A 19,784-nucleotide genomic window follows, 5' to 3' on the forward strand; every position below is an offset into this window, starting at 1 on the left:
AACACCGGCCCCGCGTGGGCCGGGGGCTGCGGCGAAACGAAAGTCAGGGCGCACCCCGTGGCGACGATTGCCGCAGCCAGGGACCGCGTCCCTCTCCACTTGGATTTCATAACGAATTCTCCAGAATGTCTTGGTCGATGACCGGACCGCCCCCGGCCCCCCTGGCCTCCCGGCGATCCGCGCTCGGGTTGCCTGGCGGCTCAGTTGCCGCCTGGCGCCGTCGCCGCGTCGGGCTTCGGGCTCGCGCCGCCCTTCCTGACCGCACCGGCATCGGCCGGCGGGACGAACGACGTGCAGTTCGGGTTGGCCTGGCGCTTGTAGCGGCCATAGGCGAGGGTGAAGTTCGCCTGCACGGATTCACCGCCCCACTCGCCGACATGCACCGTGTACCAGCCGTCGGTCTTCCGGGTCTTGATGGCGCTCAGCGGACACAGCGGGCACGGCGCGAGGGTCGAATCGTCGTTCGCCCAGGTGTTCGTCCCGTCCGGCGAGACGACCCGCATCTCCAGGTCGGCTTCCTGCGAGGTCACCTCGAGGCGCAGGCATTCGCCCGGTCCGGCGTAGAGCTGCATCGTCCAGGGCAAGGCGGAAGCGAGAAATCCCGGCACCGTGCCGCCGAGTTCCATGGACTTGCAGTTGCGTCCCTTGCAGTTGGTCACCTCGGGACCGTAGACGGGCCCCGCCGATGCATTCGCCGCAAGCAGTGAAACGGCGGCGGCGGCCAGGAGTGAAAAACGGATCATTCAAGCCTCCCCTGTCTGGAAAAGGTTTGCCCCGCAGGCGAGGCGCAAAAACGCACGTGCGCGGCGTAACCGGGTCGCGCCGTGTCGTGGAGTCTCGTAGTTCCCCTAGGGGAAGATCCTCAGCGCACCATGGCGACTTCGTGATTTCAACCGGAGCGTTATATGCGGGCCGGCGCGCATATAAGGTCGGGGGCGGCCGCCCTGAGGCGGAGCTGCGCCGTCGGGCGCCTGCGGATCGCGCATCGGGAGCTGCAGGCGGCCAGGCCACCCCCGACGGCCCGCCGCCTGAACAAGCGCGCGCATACGAGATCGCCGGCAATGCCACCGCATTGCCGGTGATCTCGTGGTCGGGACGCGTGGCCCTGGAAAGATCGGGGCTTTTGCCCTGCGCCGCGGGCCCCGGGGGCCCGCGGCGGTCTCGGTGGGTTGCGGCGGGTTACGCCGCGTTGCGACGGTCCGGCCTACTTGGCAGGCGGAATATCCGGACAGACCTTGTCGTCGATCGAGTACAGGCCCGGAACCTGCACGTTCCTCGCGGGCGGTTCCCTGGTGATGCTCTTTATTGTATAGGCGAATATATCGCAGCACAGCCTCTTCACCGTCGGGTCGTCGGCGATCTCGCAGTTGATCGGCGCGTGGGTCTTCTGGTTGATCGGGCTCTTCGGCGGCAGCGGCAGGTCATCGGTGAACTCGAGCGTCTTGAGCCCGAAACTGTAGACCTTGTGGTCGATCACGTTTCCATTCTTCTTGGTTCGCTCCGCCAGCAGGCTGATCGGGCACTGGTCCAGCTTGTCCTCCTGGACATAGATGGAGAGGCTGCGGAAGTCCTGGTTCACGGGCCGCTCCATGATCTTCTTCTCGTCGGTCGTGCACACTCCGAAATGGGTCCACTGACCGAAATCGGAAGCGGCGCCGAAGTTCACGTGGACCGGCGGCGACGCCGGGTTCGGGTTCGGCAGTCCATCCGTGCCGCCGACGGCGAGGATGAAGCCGGTGCCGTCCGCCTGCAGGTTCCCGACGGCGTCGTCGACCGAATAGGCATAGGCGTTCTTGGCATTCAGATACTTCTCGCCGTGGATGAAGTTCACGTAGGGATTGAACACACCGAACTTCCCGTAGTTCAGATCGTCGAAGGTCTGCTTCACCGCACGGAACTTTCCCGGTATCACATTGTTGTTCCTGTCCTTCGTGTCTGCGTATCCCGGCGTATCCTCCAGATTGTTTTTGTCGGAGAAATTGTTGCACCCTTCCACGAACGGACTGAATCCGTAGACATGGGATATAAGCAGGTCTTGGGGGGGACTGTCGCCTGACGGCTTTTTCGTCTGGTCGCAATCGTCGGGAAGCGTCGGATATATCTTCACATAGTTCTGCCAGTTGGCGATGAACAGCGCCCTGACGTCACGCACCGCGTTGCAGAACGGCGACTTGTAGGTGTCGGAGCCTTCGTTGTTGCAGGCATTCCAGTTGTCGACGAGCGGCTTGACGGGTTTCCAGGGCGGCGGAGTCAGGGTCGTATCCGTCGCAAGCGCGTGCAGCAGGGAAGCGATCTTCGGGACCAGCTTCTTCGGTTCCGAGTCGGTCTGGAACTGCGGCCACCCCTTGTAGTCGTCGAGAAACGACGTCAGCGACTTCCTGAACGACTTGATGGTGACCGGGGTCCCGACGTAGCCGACCTGGTTGATCGCGGGGTCCTTGGAGTTGAGGGGGGCCATCACAGCCGGCAGAAACGCCGTGTCGACATAGGACACGTCGATGTCGACGGCGCCGTAGAAGGATCCGAACGACGGCGCGGCATTGGGCTGCGTGACTTTGGGATTCACCGCACCCAGCGTGTATTCCGTCAGCTGGAACGGCACGTTGTTCTTGAACTCGCCCGCGGTTTTGTAGAACTCCAGCGGCTGGCAGCCGTCGCAAGTGGGCCAGGTGCGCTTCTTCAGGTAACCCTTCACTTCGATCTTGGTTTGCCCTTCCGTATTCTTGTACTCGGCCGATAGTTCGGGCGGCGGGCCTTTTTCCTTTGGAGAACTGAAGATCGCGATGTGCCCGCCGGCCCACCAGTCTATGAACTCGTCGGGGGCCTTCTGCGTGGGCTCGCCCTGGACCAGTTGGGTGAGCAGGGGCAACTGGAGCGTGACGCTCTTGCCGGGCGCGATGCCCTTTCCTTTCGGATTGATGTAGATCCGGAAATTGTTCGGTCTGGGGAAGTATGGCTTCTTGTCTTTTATCGCCTGGTCGGAATCCTTGTTCTTGATCCCGAACCATGCACGCAACCACAGATCCGTGATGGCGGTGCCGGTGGACAGCACCGGATAGATGTTGTTGTCGGGATCGTTGTTCCTGATCGTGATCGTCATCGACGGAATCTCGTCGGCGACCTTCTTCTTTTTCTTTTTTCCAGCATCCGACCGGGAGGTCTGCTCGCCGCTCTCACCGGCCCCCGTCTTGGCGAAAGCGTCGGGTGCGGTTCCCGGCGAAAGTGCATATGCAAATGCTGCCGCGGCGACCGCGAGACTCAGCTTTCTTGCCCACGTTGTCTTCATCACGAACTCTCCAGAATTGACAGTCGACGACCGGACCGCCCCCGGCCCCCTGGCCTCGCGGCGGTCCGCGTTCCGTTGCCCGGCCGCTCAGTCGCCGCCGGGCGCGGTCTCCGGATCGGGCATCGGGCTTTCGCCGCCCTTCCTGACCTCGCCTGCATCTGCCGGCGGGACGAATGACGTGCAGTTCGGATTGGCCTGGCGCCTGTAGCGTCCATAGGCGAGCGTGAAGTTCGCCTGCACCGATTCACCGCCCCATTCGCCGACATGCACCGTGTACCAGCCGTCGGTCTTCCGGGTCTTGATCGCGGCCAGCGGACACAGCGGGCACGGCGCCATCGCCGAATCGTCGCTTGACCAGGTGTTCGTGCCGTCCGGCGAGACGACCCGCATCTCCAGGTCGGCTTCCTGCGAGGTCACCTCGAGGCGCAGGCATTCGCCCGGTCCGGCGTAGAGTTGCGTCGTCCAGGGCAAGGCGGAGGCCAGGAATCCCGGCACCGTGCCGCCGATTTCCATGGCGTTGCAGTTGCGGTCCTTGCAGTTGGTCACGTCCGGACCGTAGATCGGCCCTCCCCATGCGTTCGCCGTGAACATCGCCACGGCAGCGGCGGCAAATATTGAAACCCGGGTCATGCAAGCCTCCAGCGGTTGAAAGACACGTCGCCTCGCCGAGGAGGCGCAGAACCATCTGCGCGCGGCGGAAGGTCTTCCGCCGAGCGACAGGTATGCCCATATTCCGTTAGGTCAGATCCCGACGAACGGAAGCACGATGGCTGCGCGTCATCAATCAGAGCGTTATATGCAGGCCCGCCCGCAGATAATGGTTGTATGCGGGCCGGTCGTGAGCCACATTTCGTGCGACCGCATGGGGGTGAGGACAGGGCTGTGACTGGGGCTGCGCTGCCGGTCGACGCGGAATGGCTCTTGTACGAGGGTGCCGACGCGCGCACCCTGCCGGTCAGCGAGCGCATCTCCGTCGACGACGAGCGCTGGCGGCTGCTCACCGAGTTCGTCGAACTGGAAGCCGGCATCCGGGTCTTCCTGAGCTCCGCCGAGGTGTACCAGCCGGTCACCATCACCCCGCGGCAGAGCGACGACGGAACCTGGATCGCCGCCAACATCGCCGCGCAGGGAACCGTGGACCTGATGCTGTCGGACGGTCCGAGCGCCTCGATCGACAGCAGGAACTCGGTCCTGTTCCGGCCGTCCGACCGCACCGCCACCTACCGGCCGGCGCCCGGGCGCACCTTGAAGCTGGCCGGCTACATGATCCGCGACGACCGGATCGCCCGGATCTTCGGCGGCCAGGTGCCCCGCGAGATCCAGGCGCTGATCGACCAGGGTTTCGACGCCAGCATCATCCTGTCGACGCCGGCCGGCCGCGTGCTCCGGCAGCTGGCGCGGTCGCTGTTCGCGCCGAACCTGAACGGTCCGCTGCGGGCGATCTTCATGGAGGGCGTGGTCCTGCAGCTCTTCGCGCTGCAGGCGGCAGGATACGACCTGCGGCCGAGCGCCCGCCAGGACGACCTGACCGCGGACCAGCGCCGGTCGATTCATGCGGCGCGCGAGCGGCTCCTCTCCGACATGCGCGATCCGCCGACCCTGGGCGCGTTGGCCGCCGCCGCGGGGATGACGGAGAAGGAGCTCAACAGGGGCTTCCGCACCCTCTTCGGCACGACCGTGTTCGAGACGCTGCGCGACGCCCGGCTCGACCACGCCCGGCTGGCGCTGCAGGCTGAAGCGGTGCCGATCAAGACGATCGCCTACCGCGTCGGCTACAATCACGTCACCAACTTCATCACCGCGTTCACCCGCCGCTTCGGCGCGCCGCCGCGACGCTACCTGAAGCGGTCGCCGGGGGCCCTGGAGGACGGCGGCTGAGCCAGGCGGCCGCCCCGTCACCACGACCCGTCACGATGGCTTGGCGACGACCCTGTTCCTCAGCACGCCGAGCCCGTCAACTTCCAGCTCGACGACGTCGCCTGGCTTGAGGAAGCGGCCGACTTCCATGCCGCAGCCGCTGCCGACGGTTCCCGACCCGAAGATCTCGCCGGGATGGATCGTCTCGTCCCGGGAGACATGTTCGAGGATGGCGTCGAAGCGGTGGTGCATGGCGGCGGAGGTGCCGCGCGACCACTCCTCGCCGTTGACCCTGGCCACCATCGTCAGGGCATAGGGATCGGCGATCTCGTCGGCGGTCACCAGCCACGGCCCGAGCACGTTGCCGGTGTCGAAGTCCTTGCCCTTGGCCGGGCCGAGCGAGCCGGCCATCTCGCGGATCTGCGTGCGCCTGGCGCTGAAATCGTTGAAGATGCAGTAGCCGAAGATGTGGGCGTGGGCGCCGGCCCGGGGCAGGTCGCGGCCGCCGGTGCCGATCACGGCGGCGAACTCCAGCTCGTAGTCGAACCAGTCCTCCCCGTAGGGGATCACCACGTCTGCCTGCGGACCGACGACGCTGAACCGGTTCGCCTTGTAGTAGATCGGCTGGTCGTACCAGACCTGCGGGATCTCGACCTTGGCGGGGTCGGAGGGAAACCCGCCGATGCCCAGCAGGTGACGGTTGGCGCGCACCTGCCGGACGTGCTGCTCGAAGGACAGGCAGTCGCGCATCTGCCGCGGCACCGGCAGCGGCGCCAGCAGCCGGATGTCGGCGAGGGCGTGCACCCGGCCGGCCCGGTCCAGTGCCGCGCGCGCCTGGGCCAGCGCGTCCGCGCCGCCGTCGATCAGCGCCAGCATGTCGGCGAAGGCGGGGGTCTCCTCGGCCGGAAGCTCGCAGACCGCGTCGTCTCCGGCCATCGCGCCGATGCGCTGGCGCGGCTCGCCGGCCGTCTGGAACGTGACGAGTTTCATGGCGCCGCCGCTCAGTGCGCGTGGTCGTGGTGGCCGCAGCCGCCCGCCGGCAGCGCCTCGTGCGGCGTCGCCGTGCCAGCCCGGTAGCGCCCCATCAGGGCGTTCAGCGTCGGGCGATCGGGATTGACCGCGCCATTCGACAAAACCTTGTAGACGTGCGCGACGTTGACGACGACGCGCTCGCGGTCGAGCCAGTCGTCGAACCCGGTCAGCGCGATGTCCCAGGCGGCATCGGCGAAATCCATGCCGGCCGCATAGCGCTTGGCCGCCTCGTCGCGGACGTAGACCAGGTACTCGCGCAGCGCCCTCACGGCCGCCTTGTCGCCGATCGGCCCGTGCCCCGGCACCACCGTCTCGACGTCCCAGCTCAGCATCTTGTCGCAGGCGGCGATCCAGTTCTCGATCGAGCCGTCCCAGATGATCGGATGGCCCTTGGCGAACAGCACGTCGCCGCAGAACACGGTCCTGGCGGAGGGAACGTAGGCGACGATGTCGCCGCGGGTGTGGGCGGGTCCCAGCTCGTGCAGCTCGACGGCGACGTCGCCGATCGTCAGGTCGGTGCGGCCGGAGAAGGTCTCCGTCGGCGGCACGTGCTGGATGTCGGAGAAGTCGAACCGCGATCCCATCACCTCGTGCAGGAAGGCGCCGGCCTCCCCGTTGTCGCGCCAGCTTCGCATGATCTCCTGGAACATCGCGGCGGGACGCTCCTCCATCTCCTCCACGCAGGCCTTCGAGCCGACGATGCGGGCGCCCTCGACCAGATGGTTGCCGAAGGTGTGGTCGCCGTTGGCGTGGGTGTTGACGAGGATGTCGATGTTGGCGGCCTCCGGCGCCGCGCGCCGGTAGGCGTCCAGCATGTCGCGGGTCAGGTAGCCGGTGAACAGGGTGTCGACCAGCAGGCTGCGGCCCTGCGAGGTGACCAGGCCGGAATTGCTCCAGCCCCACGATCCGTTGCCCTGGACATAGCCGAACAGGCCGTTCCCCAGCTCCTCTACACGGCTCGGCACTCGTTCAATTCCCATGGCCCGGCGACTCCCTCTGGACACGATCACGTGGCGCTTGACATATCTCTGTCAGTCGAATTATTCAAGCAACTGATTAATTTTCGCCGGCCGGCACTGCTCGAGGTTGCTAAGAGCCTGCGAACTCTAGAAGAAAACAAAGGATCGGGGCGGCGGCACGGGGCCGCACGGCCGCCGGTCGGACAGCCAGGGAGGACTGAATGCTGAAGCGCCTGTCGACACTTGCCGTCGTCGGTACGATCGTCGGATCCGTCGTCGCGGCGAGCGCCGTCGCCACGGCCTCCGCCGAGACGAAACTGCGCGCCGCGCCGGGCCAGCCGCCCAGTTCGCCGGTCGTCTCGGTGTTCTACACCAACTTCGGAACGTATCTTGAGGAGGAGTCCGGCGGCGAACTCGGCACCGCCCTCGTCGGCATGGAAATCGTCGGCCTCAAGGAAATGAAGAGCGCGCTCAACAGCAAGCTCGCCGAGGTCGGCAACGTGCTGCCGGCCTTCTTCCCCTCCGACCTGTCCGACTTCCTGATGACCGGCGACCTGGCGATGCTTGCCAGCGACGCGATGACGGTCTCGGCGGCGATGACCGAATACGTCGTCAACTGCGCCGACTGCCAGGCCGAGCTCAAGAAGTTCGGCATCGTCTACACCGGGTCGGTCTCCACCGACCCCTTCGTGATCCTGACCAGGAAGCCGGTCACGGAACTGGCCGACCTGAAGGGCCTGCGCCTGCGCACGCCGAGCCCGCCCTACGCCCGCTTCGCCGAGGCCGCCGGCGCGATCGCCGTCAACGCGCCGCCCACCGAGACCTTCGAATCGATCTCGCAGGGCCTGCTCGACGGCGAAATCGCCTCGGTCGTCGACCTCACCTCGTACCGGCTCCTCGAGGTCGTGACCGACGTCACCATGATCCCGCTCGGCCTCTATTACACGACCATCCCCGCAGCGGTCGCAGCCGACGTCTGGAAGGCCCGCTCGCCGGAGGAGCGCAAGGCGCTGATCGGCGCCTCCAACCGTGCCGGCGCCGACATGAACCAGGCCTGGGGCTACACCTCGCCGGACAAGGCGGTCGCGGCCGGCAAGGACGCCGGCGTCACCTTCCACGAGCCGGGAGCCTCCCTGACCGAGTTCGCCGACTCCTTCGTCGAGAGCGACCTCCAGGTGGCCGCCAAGGCTGCGACCGACAACGGGATTGCGGACGTCGAAACGAAGATCGCGACCTTCCGCAGCCTGCTCGAGAAGTGGGAGGGGATCATCGCCGAGACCGGCACCGACCCGAAGGCGGTGGCGGACCGGATGCAGACCGAGATCTGGGACAAGGTCGACCTTTCCACTTACGGGCAGTAGATCAGCCGACCAGCGTTGCCACGGCGCCGCGCCGGCCGGGATCCGGTCGCGGCGCCGCCACTTCGAGCCAAGGACAGACCAGCATGACGACCTCATCCGGCGAACCGGCCCATCATGTGCACATGGTCGGCACGGTCCCGACCACCGACGCGGAGTCCGCCTTCAGGATGGTCGGCGGCACCCTCGGCAACCGGCTGCGCCGCATCACCGACGGCGAGACCGGCCCGCGCAACTACTGGATCACCAGCCAGGCGCGGGTGCTGCACTTCTCCGACGAGTTCGAGCCTGCCGGCCACGACTGGCACCCGGATTCCGGCACGGTGCCCGAGAAGGTCGCCCCGAAGTACCGCCTGAAGGCGGGCGTCGATCCGAAGACGCTGGTCGTCCCCTCGTTCGGCTACGCCAGGCTCGCCCGCGAATCCCATGCCCTGTTCAGGCGCCTGAAGGACGAGGGCGTCATTGCCCCGGACGTCCGCTTCCAGGTGTCGCTGCCCACCCCGATCGCCTTCCTCGCCGGGATCGTGGCGCCGGAAAGCCACGAGGACGTCGCCGAGGCGCTGGAGGAGAATATGCGCAAGGAGGTGGCCGACATCGTCGCCTCTATCCCGCACGAGGACCTCGCCATCCAGTGGGACGCCTGCCTGGAGATCTTCATCTGGGAGGGCCTGCGCAGCCTGTTCTACGACGACGACAAGACCGAGTGCCTGGTCCGGCTGTCGCGGATGATCGACCTCGTCCCGCAGACCGTGCCCGTCGGCTACCACCTGTGCTACGGCGACTTCCGCCACAAGCACGGCGTCGAGCCGAAGGACATGGGCGTCATGGTGACGATGGCCAACTTCGTCACCGACCATGTCCACCGGCCGATCGACTTCGTCCACATGCCGGTGCCCCGCGACCGTGACGACGACGCCTATTTCGAGCCGCTCAAGGACCTGCGCCTGCACGAGGGCACGGAACTGTTCCTCGGCCTCGTCCACTACACCGACGGCGAGGAAGGCACCCTGCGCCGCATGAACGTCGCCGCGCGCCACTGGCCGGACTTCGGCATCGGCACGGAGTGCGGGTTGGGCCGCCGCGATCCCTCCACCATCGAGGAACTGCTGCGCATCCATGCGCGCTGCGCCGATGCCGAGACCCCCGGGGACGCCCGGACGGCCGGGACCGCGGCGGGCGCGTGAGCCCCGCGGCCATGACCACCCTGATCGTCGGCGCGTCGGGCCTGATGGCCCGGCCGGTCATCGAACGGCTGCTCGAAGCCGGCGCCGGCTTCCGGGCGCTGTCCTCTAATGCCAGGTCTGCTGAACGCCTTCGCGCCGCCGGCTGCCCGGACGTCGTGACCGGCGACCTGCGCGACGGCGACGACATGGCGCGCGTCACGCAAGACGTTCGGACGGTCCTCTACGTGCCGCCGGTGTTCATGGCCGACGAAGCCGATATCGCCCGCCGCTTCATCGCCACGGCCGCCGCCTCCGGCGTCGAAAAGTTCGTCTTCCTCTCGGTCCTGCATCCGCAGATGACCGGCATGCACCACCACCACCAGAAGCTGCTGATCGAGGAAGCGGTGATCGAATCCGGCATGCGGTTTGCGATCCTGCAGCCGGCCATGCTGATGCAGAACCTCCGCCGCGAGTGGCGGCAGGTCGTCGACCACGGCATCCTGGCGCGGCCCTACCGCACCGACCTGTCGATGGCGGTCGTCGACGCAGACGACGTCGGCGAGGCGGCCTTCATCGCGCTCACCACCGGCAGGCTGGACGGCGGCGTCTTCGAGCTGTGCGGCGATGCGCTGACGACACGCGACATGGCGGCGATCCTGGCCGACGAGCTCGGCCGCCCGGTGGAGGCGCGGGAATCGGCGATCGAGGACTGGGAGAAAGGCGCCCGCGCCGGCGGGTTCGACGACACCGGCATAGAGATCGGCCGAAAGATGCTGCGGCACTACCAGCGGCACGGCCTGCCTGGCGGCACCCCCCTCGTCCTGTCGGCGATCCTCGGCCGGGCGCCCAATGACTACAGGACGTTCGTGCGCCACTATGCGGCGGAGCAGGCCCGTTAGAGATCGTTCCGGCAGGGTTCCGTGACACCGCACGCAAAGGCAGATCCCCGGCACTGGCGCGATGTCGCGATCCGCTGCCTCGTCGCGCTCGGCGCGGCGAGCATCGTGCTGATGATGGTGCACATCACCGTCGACATCGTCCTGCGCGCCCTGGGCACGCCGATCCCCGCCACCATCGAGATCGTCGCGAGCTACTACATGCCGCTCGTCGCCTTCCTGCCGCTGGCCTGGGTCGAGCGCAACCGGGCGATGATCGTCGTCGAGGTGTTCGGCGACTTCTACGGCCCGCGCATGATGCGCTGGAGCAACGCGGCGACAGCCCTGTTCTGCGCGGCCGTCTACGCCGCCCTCGCCTACATGAGCCTGCAGGAGGCCCTCGGCGAGTTCGAGACCCGCTCCTACCTGCTGTCGGTGACCGTCCGGGTCCCGGTCTGGCCGGCCTATTTCATCCTGCCCGTCTCCTACCTGCTCGCGGCCGTCGTCTGCGTCTGGTACGCCGGCGAGCAGGCCTCGGGCCGCACCAACGCCCCCGGTCGGGAGCGGCTGTGATGGTCTGCGGGTCGCGCCGATGAACGTCGAGATCGGCCTCTACGGCATCCTTGCGCTGTGCATCCTGCTGCTGGTGCGCGTGCCGATCGCGATCGCCATGGTGGTCGTCTCGTTCCTCGGCATCGGCTTCATGATCGGCTGGGAGCCGGCGCTCGGAACGCTCGCCGCCACGCCCTATCACTTCGTGGCGAGCTGGACGCTCAGCGCCATCCCGATGTTCCTGCTGATGGGCTTCATCAGCTACCACTCGGGCATCACCACCGGCCTGTTCGACACCGCCCGCTCGCTGATGCGGTGGCTGCCGGGCAACCTCGCCATCTCCAGCATCCTGGCCTGTAGCGGCTTCGCCGCCGTCTGCGGGTCGAGCCTCGCCTGCGCCGCGGCGATGGGACGGATCGCCATTCCAGAGATGGTGGCCGCAGGCTACCGGGCGAACTTCGCCTGCGGCTCGGTCGCCGCCGGCGGCACGATCGGCGCCCTGATCCCGCCGTCGATCCTGATGATCGTCTACTGCGTGTTCACCGAGACGTCGGTCACCCAGGTGTTCGTCGGCGGCATATCCGTCGGCATCGCCACGGCGCTCGGCTACTGCATCGTCGTGCTGCTGGTGACGTGGCTGCGGCCCGACATCGTGCCGCGCCGCGCCGGCGGCCGGGACCTGCTCCCGATCCGCCAGGCGATCTTCGGCATCTGGCCGGTGCTGGCGCTGGTGGCGCTGGTGTTCGGCGGCCTGTTCGGCGGCTTCTTCACCGCCACCGAGGCCGGCGCGGCTGGTGCCATGGGCGCCTTCCTGCTGGCGGCGGCGACGCGGCGGCTGACCCGCAAGATCGTCTGGGACTCGCTACAGGAGACCCTGATGACCTGCTCGGCGCTGTTCATCGTCGGCGTCGGCGCGGTGATGTTCACCCGCTTCCTCAGCCTCAGCGGCGTCACCGGCTTCCTGGCGGGCATGGTCAACGGCGCCGACCTGTCCTTTACCGAGCTGATGTTCCTCGTCGTGCTGATCTACCTGATCCTCGGCATGTTCATGGAGCCGTTCGGGGCGATGCTGGTGACCCTGCCGATCCTGATGCCGATCTTCGCGGCCGAACAGATCAGCATGGTCTGGTTCGGCGTGCTGGCGGTGAAGCTCCTGGAGATCGGCATGATCACGCCGCCGGTCGGCATGAACGTCTTCATCATCCGCAACGTCGCCAGCGACTATGCCAGCCTGATGGGGATCTATGCCGGGGTGGCGCTGTTCCTCGTCTCCGACATCGTCGTCGTCGCCCTGATGATCCTCAGCCCCGAGTGGGTCCTGTATTTGCCCGGGATCTTGCGGTAGCCATCCCATGGGGATCGCTCCGGCTCCGCAATTCCCGTATGACGCCGCAACGGCCGGCACGTCGTCCGCGTGACGCCGGGCCGCCCAGTCCTCGAACGGTCGCCGAAGAACAGACATGGCAAAGAAGACAACCCGTCAGACTGTCGAGAAGACCGCCAGGTCCACCGAAGAGCGGCTGCTCGACACCGCCGAGCTGATGTTCTCGAAATACGGCTACAGCGGCGTCTCGCTCCGGATGATCTCCGAGGCGGCGTCCGCCAACAGCGCCGCCATCCACTACTACTTCCGCAGCAAGCAGGGCCTGCTGCGGGCCGTGATGGCGCGTCGCTGCGACGGCCTGAACGCCGAGCGCATGGCGATGCTCGACGAGTGCGAGCGCGAGGCCGTCGACGGCATCCCCGACATCGCGAAGGTCGTCACCGCGTTCGTCGCCCCCGTCGTCCGTCTCGGCAAGACGCCCGGCGAGAAGGCGTTCAAGGAATTCTACGGCTTCACCGCCTTCGATCCGAACCCCGAGGTCCGCGAGATCGTCAAGGAATTCTTCGACCCGTTCGCCCGGCGCTTCGTCGACATGATCAGCCGCGCCCGCCCCGACCTGTCGCGGGAGGAGCTGTTCTTCCGTCTCTCGCTGATCTACGGCACGCTCGGCTACGTCCGTGCCAATCCGCCGCGCCTGCGCGAGGTCCTGGGCGATGACCTGTCCTTCGCCGACGGCGAGAAGTGCCTGCACTTCGTCATTCCGGCCCTGGTCGCCGGCATGGCGTTCCCGCCCGTCGGACCGATGGACGGCGGCGACTGACGCTTGCATCGCACCGGCCCTCGCGACCGGCCGCCAGGCCTGCGGGAAAGAGGTGGAATACACCGGCAACGTGTTGTTTGCCGGCACTCTTCCGGCGTATCGTGCTGACCGTAGGTCGGGTCCTGGCGTGGCGGCGCCCCGGCCGCTGGGTCTGCGCGGGACGCAGGCCAAATGACACCGTCGTGGGGAGAGGCTTGTCGTGTGATGTGGGCAGATCGGGCTCTCGCCGTCTTCGGGCCTGAACTCGATCGCCGTCCCGGAGGTCTGCGCGGCCGGCCGGGCCACGGCCACGGGATGGGCGAAGGTCGCCCTTTCCCGTACCCGATCCGGCTGTCGCAGCGGCACGCCATCGAACTGAGACAGAAGGCGGATATCTCTGTTCGGAGACCTCCTTGCGGCCAGCGCGGCGTTTCGCGAGCTCGCCCACCTGAGATCGTCAACCCCTGGGTTCGTGAACCCCTGAGTCAACCAAGGAAGAGGACTGTCATGAAACTCATCGGAACTTTTGCACTTGTGATTGCCGTCGCCCTCGGCTCGGCGGTCTCGGTTCGCCCCGCCGCGGCGCAGTCTTGCGAGGCGATGGTCGAGCAGATCGACGAAATGCTCCGCAGCGCCGATCTGAGCCAGGAGGAAAAGGACCAGGTCATGCAGTTGCGCGACCAGGGCATGGACCAGAACTCGCGGGCCAGCACCGACTGCCAGACCCCGCTCAGCGAAGCGCTCGCCATCCTGAACGGCCAATAGCCGCGGGCGGCGCCACGGCCGCCCGCCACCTCCGGACCCGTCATCCGACGAAACGGCCGCCGCACGGCGCGGCGGCCGAGCCGGAGACGCGCGCCCATCTTGAAGAAGCAGAAGACGAGATCGCTCGACCTCCATCTCCGGAACGCGAGCCCCGGCAAGGACAGGGAAGCGGACTGGCAAAAGACGGGCAAACCGGAAGATTTGGTGGGCCTGGCAGGACTCGAACCTGCAACCAGACCGTTATGAGCGGCCGGCTCTAACCAGTTGAGCTACAGGCCCGGAAAGAATCCGAGGCGGCCTCTTTATCACAAGGCGGCACCCGGGGGGCAAGTGCCCGCCCGCGCATTCGTCGCGATCGCGCGGCGACCCGCCTGCCGCGACCATGGTTAAGCCGGCATTAACCATGTCGGGCCCACCATGCGCCCCACTGCCGACGTATTTGGGTGGTGAAGCAAGCACCAGATCCGAAACATCAAGGTCAGGACTTCATGCATCTTTCAGTCATGCTGCGCGCGAGCATCGTCACGGCGGCACTGGCCTGCGCCGCCCTCTTCGTGCTGCCCGCGCGGGCGCAGGACGCGCCACGGCCGACGCTGTCGCTGACAGGCCAGGGCGAGATCTCCGTCGCCCCCGACATGGCCACGCTCAACACCGGCGTCGAGACCGAGGCAAAAACCGCCCGCGAGGCGCTGGACGCCAACAACGCCGCCATCGCCGAGGTGATCGCGGCGCTGAAGGAGGCGGGCATCGAGGCCCGCGACATCCAGACCTCCGGCTTCCGCGTCCAGCCGCGCTACCAGCACAAGCCGGACGCCAGGGACGACGCCGAGGGGCCGCGCATCATCGGCTACACCGTCGGCAACTCCGTCACCGTCACCGTGCGCGACCTCGCCAGGCTCGGCCCGGTGCTCGACAAGGTCGTCTCCGTCGGTTCCAACCGGATCGGCGGCATCTCCTTCGACGTCTCCGACGCCGACAAGCGGCTCGACGAGGCGCGCAGGCTCGCCATGCAGGACGCGATGCGCAAGGCCGACATCTATGCCGGCGCCGCCGGCGTCCAGCTCGGCCCCATCCAGTCGATCACCGAATCCGGCGGCTACCGGCCGATGTACAAGCAGGAAGCCGTGATGATGCGCGACGCCGCCGCATCGGTTCCCGTCGAGGCCGGCGAGCAGACGCTGTCGGTCGAGGTCAACGTGACCTGGGAACTGGCCGGCTGAGCAGGCCGCGCCGCGCTCACGCAGGCAGCGGCGAGCGGTAGGTTTCCCTGAACGACGTCAGCGAGACCAGCGAGACGACCGCGGCGGCGATCACGTAGAAGGCCGGCGCCGGCTGGTAGTCGGTGCGCGCGACCAGCCAGGCGGCGACCAGCGGCGCGGTGCCGCCGGCCAGCCCCAGGCAGATGTTGTAGCCGAGCGAGACGGTGGTGCAGCGGATCGCCCGCGGCACGGCCTCGATCAGCACCGCCGCGTTGCAGGCGAAGAAGCCGCCGAGCGCCAGCACGAAGCCGAACTGCCCCAGGAAGGCCAGCCAGCCGTTCGGGTGGTGCATCAGCCAGAACAGCGGCCAGGCCGCCACCGCCACCAGGGCGACCGAGGTCATCATCACCGGCTTGCGGCCGATCCGGTCCGACAGCAGCGCCCCGCCCAGGATGACCGGCAGCAGCAGCACCATGTTGATCGTGTTGATCTCCAGCGCCCGCGCCGGCGCGATGCCGTCGGCCGACTGCATCCAGTCCGCCACGTAGACGAACATCACGTAGAAGCCGACCGCGTTGATCATCGACATCCCGGCGATCCTGAGGATCAGCCGCCAGTGGTCGCGGAACGCCTCGACGACCGGCGGGTGCACGAACCGGTGCGCCTCCGGCATCGAGTGGGCCATCTGCCGCCGCAGCAGGTAGCCGGCGACGCCGATCAGCGGCCCGAACAGGAACGGAATGCGCCAGCCCCAGGCCTCGACCTGGTCCGGGCTGAGCGCGGCGGTGAGGGCGGCGGCGACGGCCGAGCCGAGCAGGATGCCGCCGACGGCGCCGAGCACCGAGAAGGCGCCGTAGAAGGCGCGCCGGTCGGTGCGCGCCTGCTCGACCAGGAACACCATGGAGCTCGTGTACTCGCCGCCCACCGACAGGCCCTGCAGCATCCTGAGCAGGGTCAGGAGCAGCGGCGCGGCAAGCCCGATCGCCGCGTAGGTCGGCATCAGCCCGATCAGGAAGGTCGGCACCGCCATCAGCACGACCGACCAGGTCAGCGCCGCGCGGCGGCCGTACCGGTCGCCGATATGGCCGATCACGACGCCGCCGATCGGGCGCATGAAATAGCCGATGGCGAAGACGCCGAACGCCGCCAGCACCCGGGCGGTGGCATCGATCTGGGGGAAGAAGTTGTGGCCGATGGCAAACGCGAGATAGCCGTAGATGGCGAAATCGTACCATTCCAGCACGTTGCCGATGGTGCCCGCCGCGATCAGCCGGTTGCGGCGTGCGGGTGTCATCGCGTCCGCCTGCGCGGTCGCTTCAGCGCCAGTTCCAGCCGTCACGCGATCGCCCCGCCTGCCCGAGCTTGCCCAGGGATCTGCCGTGCCGGCAACGCCGGGCACGGCGACCCCGGACGGGACTACCGCGTTTGCTGACGCGAGGTCAATTTGGAAGCTGCGCGAGGACCTGGCCCGTGCGGGCCCGGCCCCGGCCCTGCCGCGAACCGGACTAGTGCGGGATCATCTCGCGCAGCGGCATCGCCTCGACGGCCTCCGCCGGCCGCGACAGATGGAAGTTGGCGTGATACCAGCCGTCGGCTTCCTTGCCTGCGGCGTCCAGTCCGAGGTCGGACAGGTTGGAGAGCACGTGGTCGCGCTCCTCCGCCGATGCGAAGCGGCGCTGGCGAAAGGTCGCCGGCAGCGTCTCCGTGACGTAGCCGTGGCCCGCCAGCAGGTCCTCGAACTCCTCGTATGGGAACATCCGCAGCACGAAATGCGCCATCCAGGGGCGCTCGTCGCCGCCGGCCTCGAGGATCTTCTCGAACGTCGCCTGCCGCACGTAGCCGACGCAGCCCGTCGAGATGACCAGGTTGGCATCGCCGACCGCCTCCGACGCGGTGGCCGGCAGCGGCCCGGTCTCCAGGTTCGCCGTGAAGCCGTCATCCAGCATCTGCGCCTGAACGGCGTAGTCGATCGCGTTGGCGGCGATGTCGACGCCGGTCACGGCGAGGTCCGGATCGGCCAGGTGCTTGGCGTAAAACTGCCGGTCGTGTTCGATCAGGTCGTCCTCCGACAGCCCGGCCAGCTTCGCCCCGGCATAGTGCGTGTAGAGATCGCCCATGCTGAGGTCGTGCTTCAGGATGGCCGCGTTGATGCCGTAGGAGCAGCCGAGATCCAGGAGGTTGACTTCGTCGGTCTCCGCACCGCCCCGCCAGGCCTCGATCACCTTGCGGAACACCGGCGCGGCCTCGCCCGGAATCGAGTAATCGAGCTTGCTGAGTGTGGAGAAATACGCAATCGGATCCGGCTGGTTGTAAACGTGGTCCAGTACAATCTTGCCGGTCTCATCGTATTCCACAGTCACTTTTTCTCTCCTTTTCGGCGTCGAACCTGGTGCAGACGACACAATACTTCGCCACGGAAAAGGCTGCCCTTTCCGGCGCGAACTGCCACCTTGTGATTATTGACATGTTATATAGGGACATTGCGACGGATATGCAAACAACGCTCCCATGCTGCTCCGGCATGGCGTGCGTCGCGTGGCAGGGGGAGGTGTCCGATGATGCCGGGCGGGAGCGCAAAAATGGACGCCGACGCTCGGGCCAGGGGCCCGGAACGCCGGCGCGGAGGTCAGGTCCGACCGCTCGAGGGGAGGAAGCGCGATCGGATGGGATGTCGGCCGCGGCGCGGATGTCCGGGCGGGACTAGGCGCGGGGGACGTGGGGGGAAGGTCGGCGCCGACCGGCTCCGGCTGGAGGAAAGTCCTCGAGCGACGAACGATCAGGTTGGGGGCCCGGACCGTTCTTCGGAGGCCGGTGGCGCTTCCTTGTATCCCGTCCGCGACACCAGGCCGCGACCGACGGGAAACAAAATCGCTGTTGCAGGTTTCAACCGCACGGCAAGCAGCGGGTAAAATTGTTTCGAATGTTTCAAACCGGGGCTAGCTGCAAAAGAATGAATGCAGCGTTCCTGAATTGGGAACGATAGCCGCGTCAGGAACGCCCTCCCGGCAGGATCCCGCGCGGCACCGCCGGAAATCGCCCTTTTTTCAGCGCTGCGAGGCATTTAGCGGCTTCCGGCCGCCGCCGCAACGATTGCCGTTGCGGAAGGCCGGCGCCGGCTTCGCCCTCCGGGTGCAGTGGTCCGGGCGCAGTGGTCCGGACGCCGTCGCCCGCGCAGCCGTCCGCCGCGCCGGCATGTCCCGCCCGCTCCCTCCCCGTCTCAAGCCACGGGGGCGGCGCGCCCGCCGCCGGTCCCGTTCTGCACGGAAATTCTCGGCCCCGCCGAAGGCCTCGCCATGATGCTCGCAATAAGTGTATATATGTAACGTACCACACGCATTACGGGAGGAACCGATGGATGTAATGGCAATTCAGACGGCCCTTCGTTCGCAGGGCTTCGATCCCGGCCCGTTGGACGGCATCTGGGGGCGCGCCACGATGGCTGCCGTCAAGGAGTTCCAGAAGCGCCACGGGCTGGCGGTCGACGGCGTGGTCGACGATGCGACGGAAGGGGCACTGTTCGCCCAGTCCGCCGCCCTGCCCGACCTGTCGCGGTTCGTCTGGATGTCGGAAGCGCGCAGGCTGCGGGGCGTCAAGGAGGTGGAGGGTCCGGCCTCCAATCCCACCATCATCGATTGGGCCGAGGGCGCGGGGATAGACTACAAGGGGGACGACGTGCCGTGGTGCGGCCTGTTCGCCGCCCACTGCATCGGCTCCACCCTGCCCGACGAGCCATTGCCGCAGAATCCCCTCGGTGCGCGCAACTGGGCGAGATTCGGCGTGCCCAGCGAACCCGTCTGGGGGGCCGTCATGGTTTTCTGGCGCGGATCGCGGGACGGCTGGCAGGGGCATGTCGGCTTCTACAACGGCGAAGACGGCACCGCCTACAGCGTCCTCGGCGGCAACCAGTCCGACAGCGTCAACACGACACGGATCGCCAAGGCGCGGCTGCTGGAAGCCCGTTGGCCGGCCACCGCCGCGCACCTGCGCGGCGCCCGTGTCCGCACCAGCGCAACCGGCGCCCTCTCGGAAAACGAGGCCTGACGCGGCCTGCGGGCAAGTCCGGACGTCCGTGGCCGCCGGTCGAAGGTCGACCCCTACTCCGCCGCCCGGGCCCGGTCGGTATAGCCCGGCAGCGTGCCGGCGACGACGTAGGCCAGGCAGGCCACCACCTGCTCCGGCGTCTCGGCGACGGCGAGCGCGGCGGCGTCCACCTCCTTCAGCGCGTGGCCGTGCTCGGGCGGATGCAGCACGATAATCGGCGTCCCCAGCGCCGCCGCGTAGCCGGCGTCGAAGGCGGCGTTCCACTGCCGGTACTTGTCGCCGAACCGCACCACGACGATGTCGGCCTGCTCCAGCAGCGTGCGCGTGCGGATCGCGTTCAGCTGCGCCCCCTTGCGGTCGTGCCAGACCTTGTCTGCCTCCGCGCCGAGGATCGCAGCGCCGCAATCGTCGGAGGCCTCGTGATGCGTCACCGGCGCGGAGAACTCGACGTCCAGCCCGGCCGCCTCGGCCCCCGCCACGATCCGCTCGCGCCAGTCGGAATGGATCTCCCCCGACAGATAGATGCTCCAGGTCATGGGACCCTCCGTTTCATTGGTATGCAGGGGGTAGCATG

At 67.4% G+C, this 19,784-nt stretch carries 18 protein-coding genes and 1 tRNA gene; 10 read left to right on the forward strand and 9 right to left on the reverse strand.

The window, feature by feature from the left end; translation table 11 throughout:
• Positions 1 to 200: 200 nt before the first annotated feature.
• From V3328_RS11445 to V3328_RS11455, 3 genes are all read right to left on the reverse strand, one after another.
• On the reverse strand, positions 201 to 743 hold the full coding sequence (locus V3328_RS11445) for a hypothetical protein (RefSeq protein WP_340329791.1): 543 nt from the start codon (positions 741 to 743) through the stop codon (positions 201 to 203).
• Positions 744 to 1,204: 461 nt separating this feature from the next.
• Positions 1,205 to 3,286 carry a hypothetical protein gene (locus V3328_RS11450; protein ID WP_340329792.1) on the reverse strand — a complete coding sequence of 694 codons (2,082 nt, stop codon included), beginning with the start codon at positions 3,284 to 3,286 and terminating at the stop codon, positions 1,205 to 1,207.
• An 87-nt stretch (positions 3,287 to 3,373) separates the two neighbouring features.
• Complete coding sequence (locus V3328_RS11455; protein WP_340329793.1) at positions 3,374 to 3,916, reverse strand: hypothetical protein; 543 nt, start codon at positions 3,914 to 3,916, stop codon at positions 3,374 to 3,376.
• Positions 3,917 to 4,168: 252 nt separating this feature from the next.
• Here V3328_RS11455 and V3328_RS11460 point away from each other — a divergent pair, with 252 nt between their 5' ends.
• A complete protein-coding gene (locus V3328_RS11460) occupies positions 4,169 to 5,164 on the forward strand; it encodes a helix-turn-helix transcriptional regulator (protein WP_340329794.1) in 996 nt (331 codons plus the stop codon).
• A gap of 30 nt (positions 5,165 to 5,194) precedes the next feature.
• Here the strand turns inward: V3328_RS11460 and V3328_RS11465 are convergent, their stop codons facing one another.
• Positions 5,195 to 6,133 (reverse strand): fumarylacetoacetate hydrolase family protein, encoded by a 939-nt coding sequence (locus V3328_RS11465; protein ID WP_340329795.1) that lies wholly within the window; start codon positions 6,131 to 6,133, stop codon positions 5,195 to 5,197.
• Between the two features lie 11 nt (positions 6,134 to 6,144).
• Positions 6,145 to 7,155, reverse strand: a complete 1,011-nt coding sequence (locus V3328_RS11470; RefSeq protein ID WP_340329796.1) for an MBL fold metallo-hydrolase — start codon at positions 7,153 to 7,155, stop codon at positions 6,145 to 6,147.
• A 200-nt stretch (positions 7,156 to 7,355) separates the two neighbouring features.
• Between V3328_RS11470 and dctP the strand changes: the two genes are divergently transcribed.
• The 7 genes from dctP (at position 7,356) to V3328_RS11505 (ending at position 13,970) form a co-directional block, all read left to right on the forward strand.
• The gene (dctP, locus tag V3328_RS11475) at positions 7,356 to 8,495 is read left to right on the forward strand and encodes a TRAP transporter substrate-binding protein DctP (RefSeq protein WP_340329797.1); all 1,140 of its coding nucleotides are present in this window, start codon (positions 7,356 to 7,358) and stop codon (positions 8,493 to 8,495) included.
• An 83-nt stretch (positions 8,496 to 8,578) separates the two neighbouring features.
• Complete coding sequence (locus tag V3328_RS11480) at positions 8,579 to 9,676, forward strand: uroporphyrinogen decarboxylase/cobalamine-independent methonine synthase family protein (RefSeq protein WP_340329798.1); 1,098 nt, start codon at positions 8,579 to 8,581, stop codon at positions 9,674 to 9,676.
• 11 nt (positions 9,677 to 9,687) lie between these two features.
• The gene (locus V3328_RS11485) at positions 9,688 to 10,554 is read left to right on the forward strand and encodes an SDR family oxidoreductase (RefSeq protein ID WP_340329799.1); all 867 of its coding nucleotides are present in this window, start codon (positions 9,688 to 9,690) and stop codon (positions 10,552 to 10,554) included.
• Positions 10,555 to 10,575: 21 nt separating this feature from the next.
• The gene (locus V3328_RS11490; RefSeq protein WP_340329800.1) at positions 10,576 to 11,103 is read left to right on the forward strand and encodes a TRAP transporter small permease; all 528 of its coding nucleotides are present in this window, start codon (positions 10,576 to 10,578) and stop codon (positions 11,101 to 11,103) included.
• 19 nt (positions 11,104 to 11,122) lie between these two features.
• Positions 11,123 to 12,427, forward strand: a complete 1,305-nt coding sequence (locus V3328_RS11495) for a TRAP transporter large permease (protein ID WP_340329801.1) — start codon at positions 11,123 to 11,125, stop codon at positions 12,425 to 12,427.
• Between the two features lie 115 nt (positions 12,428 to 12,542).
• Positions 12,543 to 13,226, forward strand: a complete 684-nt coding sequence (locus tag V3328_RS11500) for a TetR/AcrR family transcriptional regulator (RefSeq protein WP_340329802.1) — start codon at positions 12,543 to 12,545, stop codon at positions 13,224 to 13,226.
• A gap of 486 nt (positions 13,227 to 13,712) precedes the next feature.
• The gene (locus tag V3328_RS11505) at positions 13,713 to 13,970 is read left to right on the forward strand and encodes a hypothetical protein (protein ID WP_340329803.1); all 258 of its coding nucleotides are present in this window, start codon (positions 13,713 to 13,715) and stop codon (positions 13,968 to 13,970) included.
• A gap of 202 nt (positions 13,971 to 14,172) precedes the next feature.
• On the opposite strand, the gene V3328_RS11510 is transcribed toward V3328_RS11505, so the two are convergent.
• Positions 14,173 to 14,249 (reverse strand) — tRNA-Ile (locus V3328_RS11510).
• Positions 14,250 to 14,458: 209 nt separating this feature from the next.
• On the opposite strand from V3328_RS11510, the gene V3328_RS11515 reads away from it, so the two are divergent.
• Positions 14,459 to 15,190 carry an SIMPL domain-containing protein gene (locus V3328_RS11515; protein WP_340329804.1) on the forward strand — a complete coding sequence of 244 codons (732 nt, stop codon included), beginning with the start codon at positions 14,459 to 14,461 and terminating at the stop codon, positions 15,188 to 15,190.
• Positions 15,191 to 15,206: 16 nt separating this feature from the next.
• Here V3328_RS11515 and V3328_RS11520 read toward each other — a convergent pair whose 3' ends face one another.
• Together V3328_RS11520 and V3328_RS11525 are read right to left on the reverse strand one after the other, a co-directional pair.
• On the reverse strand, positions 15,207 to 16,463 hold the full coding sequence (locus V3328_RS11520) for an MFS transporter (RefSeq protein WP_340329805.1): 1,257 nt from the start codon (positions 16,461 to 16,463) through the stop codon (positions 15,207 to 15,209).
• Between the two features lie 211 nt (positions 16,464 to 16,674).
• Positions 16,675 to 17,529, reverse strand: coding sequence for a class I SAM-dependent methyltransferase (locus V3328_RS11525; protein WP_340329806.1), 855 nt, complete (start codon positions 17,527 to 17,529; stop codon positions 16,675 to 16,677).
• A 1,000-nt stretch (positions 17,530 to 18,529) separates the two neighbouring features.
• Here V3328_RS11525 and V3328_RS11530 point away from each other — a divergent pair.
• Entirely contained in the window at positions 18,530 to 19,210 is a 681-nt protein-coding gene (locus tag V3328_RS11530; RefSeq protein ID WP_340329807.1) for an NlpC/P60 family protein, read from the forward strand.
• Positions 19,211 to 19,263: 53 nt separating this feature from the next.
• On the opposite strand, the gene V3328_RS11535 is transcribed toward V3328_RS11530, so the two are convergent.
• Positions 19,264 to 19,746 (reverse strand): YtoQ family protein, encoded by a 483-nt coding sequence (locus V3328_RS11535; protein WP_340329808.1) that lies wholly within the window; start codon positions 19,744 to 19,746, stop codon positions 19,264 to 19,266.
• Between the last annotated feature and the right edge of the window lie 38 nt (positions 19,747 to 19,784).

This window comes from Microbaculum marinum, from assembly GCF_037855135.1.
Taxonomy (GTDB): domain Bacteria; phylum Pseudomonadota; class Alphaproteobacteria; order Rhizobiales; family Tepidamorphaceae; genus Microbaculum; species Microbaculum marinum.